At 57.6% G+C, this 3,335-nt stretch carries 4 protein-coding genes and 2 pseudogenes; 3 read left to right on the forward strand and 3 right to left on the reverse strand.

The features are described 5' to 3' along the window. On the forward strand, positions 1-354 hold a 354-nt coding region (locus tag FHX09_RS29225), incomplete at its 5' end, for a cupin domain-containing protein (protein WP_184451106.1). 311 nt (positions 355-665) lie between these two features. After that, positions 666-1,793 (forward strand): acyltransferase, encoded by a 1,128-nt coding sequence (locus tag FHX09_RS29230; protein WP_210301608.1) that lies wholly within the window; start codon positions 666-668, stop codon positions 1,791-1,793. A gap of 46 nt (positions 1,794-1,839) precedes the next feature. On the opposite strand, the pseudogene FHX09_RS29235 reads toward FHX09_RS29230, so the two are convergent. Beyond that, positions 1,840-2,249, reverse strand: a pseudogene (locus FHX09_RS29235) (GDP-mannose 4,6-dehydratase); the annotation flags it as partial. Continuing rightward, positions 2,230-2,373: a hypothetical protein gene (locus FHX09_RS29240; protein ID WP_183723284.1), complete on the reverse strand. Its 144-nt coding sequence runs from the start codon at positions 2,371-2,373 to the stop codon at positions 2,230-2,232. The pseudogene FHX09_RS29235 and the gene FHX09_RS29240, both read right to left, overlap by 20 nt. Positions 2,374-2,413: 40 nt before the next feature. On the opposite strand from FHX09_RS29240, the pseudogene FHX09_RS29245 reads away from it, so the two are divergent. Beyond that, positions 2,414-2,773, forward strand: a pseudogene (locus tag FHX09_RS29245) (glycosyltransferase); the annotation flags it as partial. Positions 2,774-2,981: 208 nt separating this feature from the next. Here the strand turns inward: FHX09_RS29245 and FHX09_RS29250 are convergent. Then, on the reverse strand, positions 2,982-3,335 hold a 354-nt coding region (locus tag FHX09_RS29250; RefSeq protein WP_184451110.1), incomplete at its 5' end, for a hypothetical protein.

The raw sequence follows: 3,335 nt of genomic DNA on the forward strand, positions 1-3,335 counted from the left end.
CTCACCGAGACGCATCCGACCTCTTACCGGCCTTGGGGCGGCTATACATCGGTGCTGAACGGCGACCGCTTCCAAGTCAAACGCATCTTCGTCACACCGGGCAAGAAACTGTCGCTGCAGAAGCACCATCACCGTTCCGAGCATTGGGTCGTCGTCAAAGGTACGGCCGAGGTGACCATCGGCGAGAACGTGCAGATGCTCAGGGAAAACGAATCCGTCTACATTCCGCTTGGTGAAGTCCATCGCCTCGCCAATCCCGGCAAGATCATGCTCGAGCTGATCGAAGTCCAAACCGGATCCTATCTCGGAGAGGACGATATCATCCGCATCGTCGACGAGTTCGGCCGCAGCTGATCAGGCCAGACGGTGATTTTCTATACGAGACGGAGGCAACGGCAAGCAAATGGACTTACTTGAAGACATGGGCCCAACGTCCACCACGTCTGATCGTGGCTCGAAGCTCCCGCGCTTTCTTGTTCAGCTTGAGCGAGAAAGGCGCTTCTTTGACCTGGAGGCACCATGCGAGTTGAGCCGACAACCACTACCACAGGCTTTGGTCTTTCCTCGACGCCTCAAAATCGGTCGCGTCGATGAATGAAGGCGTGCGTCCCCAAACGATCGAGCACAGTTAGTTTTTCCTATCAGAACGGAAGAGGCACGACCCAATGCACTGGCTCCGTTACTTTGCAAGAACCCGAGATTTGTTGGCGCCAATTGAAACTGGTGAATCGAAAAGCCACCGCTACGCTGGGCTGGACCTTTTGCGCGGCGTTGCGGCATTGGTTGTTGTTCTCAAACACTTCGTGACGCGCCTCGAGCTGCCGTATGTTGCCCCAAATGCTTATCTTGCCGTTGATTTCTTTTTCGTTCTGAGCGGATTCGTGATTGCCGGTGCATATTGGAAGCCACTGGAGAGCGGAAACCTCCCTGTGGGCGGCTTTACCGGAAAGCGATTAATCAGGCTTCTCCCGCTGATTTTTGTGGGCACGTCAATTGCTGCGTTCATCGAGCTTGGTAGGCCTGAGATCAGTGACGAGCTTCAACATTTAACTGATATCGCGATCGCATTCGTCTTTGGCATCACCGCGATTCCCTTATTGCAGACCTCTATGCTGCACACTGTAACCTTGGAACAAACCGTCTTCCCGCTAAACACCCCGACCTGGTCGCTATTCTTCGAGATTTTTGTGAATATCGCATTCGCCATGTGGGCACGCGCACGAATAGGTCAAGCAGCGATGTGGCTTGTCCTCGCTGCCAGCGGGATTGTGCTCCTGTTAGCCATTGTGAGGACCGGCAACGCCAACTTTGGTTTTCGTCCGAGCGAATTCTGGTACGGCTTTCCGCGAGTAATCTGGTCATTTTCGATCGGCCTGCTGATTTACAAACACCGCGATTTTGCACCCAGCAAGTGCTTTGCGTTGGCGACAATCGTTTTGATCACCATTTTGCTCCTTCCCGATCTAGGACTTCCAAAGGCCGAGCTCGATGCAATTTGTATTGCTGTGATAATGCCGGCTGTCGTGTTTTTCAGCCTTAGTGCAAAGCTTGGCCCCGCGACCCGGCGCGTGGCAATGTGGTGTGGCAATCTATCGTATCCCGTTTACGCCGTTCACTATCCGCTGGTTCGCGCAATCTCTTTTGTCGCAACTGAGCTTCATTTGTCCTGGGTGGGACAGGTCACCGTCATCGTCGTAGGAACCGTTTTTATCGTCGGACTGTCGGCTATTGTGTATCTCGTATTTGATGTGCCGTTTCGGCGAAAGCTTTCAGTATTGTCGAAGGGGGCATGAAGACCTGTTGCTCGCCAGATCCGGGTCAACGGCATTTGTAACAATTTCAGTGCTGGTTTGATTTCGCGTGCCAGTTCCACGCCGAGCGGATGATTTGAGACAAATCATATTGTGGTGTCCAGCCGAGAATCTCCCGCGCCTTGTCATTGTTGGCAACCAGCGTGTGCGAGTCGCCCTCGCGGCGACCGACATACTCCACAGGAAACGGCCGCTCGGACACGCGTTCGATGGCGCCGAGCAACTCCTTCACCGTTGTTCCCGTGCCGGTGCCGAGATTGAGCGCGACCGACTCCCCACCCCGCATCAGATGCTCCACGGCGCGGACATGCGCATCGGCAAGGTCGAGCACGTGGATGTAGTCGCGGACGCAGGTGCCGTCGCGGTCTCGTAGTCGGTACCGAATACCTTGAAGCCTTCACGGCGGCCCAGAGCGGCGTCAATCGCGAGCGGTATGGCCGGCGGAGATCGTCGGAGCGGCTTCCTTCTTCGGTTTTTCGCCGATCATAGCCTCCGTCGTCACCAGCAGGCCGGCGACGGAGGCTGCATCCTGAAGCGCGGTGCGCACGACCTTGGCGGGCACGATCCGGGGCGGGACCGGATGCCGCGTTCTATACGCCCCGGGGACGGTTTACCACGGTCTACCCGCCGATCTGCTGCCCTTCACGGAAAAACCAAAGGGCAACTACCTCGCGTTTCTCGGCCGCATTTCGCCAGAAAAGCGACCCGATCGCGCCATGGAGATCGCGGCAAAAGTCGGCATGCAGCTGAAGATCGCCGCCAAGATCGACAATGCCGACCGGGCCTACTGGGAAACGGTCGTCGAGCCGATGGTGAAACGTCATTCCAATGTCGAGTTCCTCGGCGAGATCAATGAGCATCAGAAAGCAGCGTTCCTTGGAAATGCTGGAGCCTTGCTTTTTCCGATCGATTGGCCGGAGCCGTTCGGACTGGTGATGATCGAGGCAATGGCTTGCGGCACCAGCATAGGTCCAAGCATCGCGATCAGCGCCATTTTGAATTGGATACCTGTCAATTCGCCGCCCCATCTATCGTGCGACGGCATCGCGATTGCCCGAGCGCCCAGGGATGATGTTGCAAAAGCCCCCTGCCGCAGTCGCCTGGACCCGGCGCATTGAACAGATAAGTCCCCGACCGGGATCACCCGGTCGGGGCGGCGCGCTCGTCCCCTCAGGAGACGCCGTTGAAGTCGCTGGCCGTCAGGTTGTAGTCGCCCTTCAGCATCAGCACGAAATCGGCATCGGTGTTGCTGTCGACATTGCCGTGGATCACCGTGAACTCGTCGCCGTTCAGCACCTCGTGGGTGACCACCACCTGGCCGGCCGCCGTCAGCGAACCGCCAGCGGCAAGCGAGAAGTGCTGCACGCCGGCACTGCCCGTATTGGCGTCGATGGCCGCAAAGTCGATCTTGTCGCCCGGCTGGAACCCGTGGATCGTGTCGCCATCGGCAGCGCCCGCCGACAGGAAGCGGAAGGTGTCGTTGCCGAGCCCGCCGTCCATGACGTTGACCGCAGCCGTTGCCGT

The sequence above is a fragment of the Rhizobium sp. BK538 genome (assembly GCF_014197575.1).
Classification (GTDB): Bacteria; Pseudomonadota; Alphaproteobacteria; order Rhizobiales; family Rhizobiaceae; genus Rhizobium.

Bases quoted from the DNA above. Each gene is read 5' to 3' on its own strand.
- FHX09_RS29230 (WP_210301608.1), top strand. From the start codon at position 666: ATGCACTGGCTCCGTTACTTTGCAAGAACCCGAGATTTGTTGGCGCCA.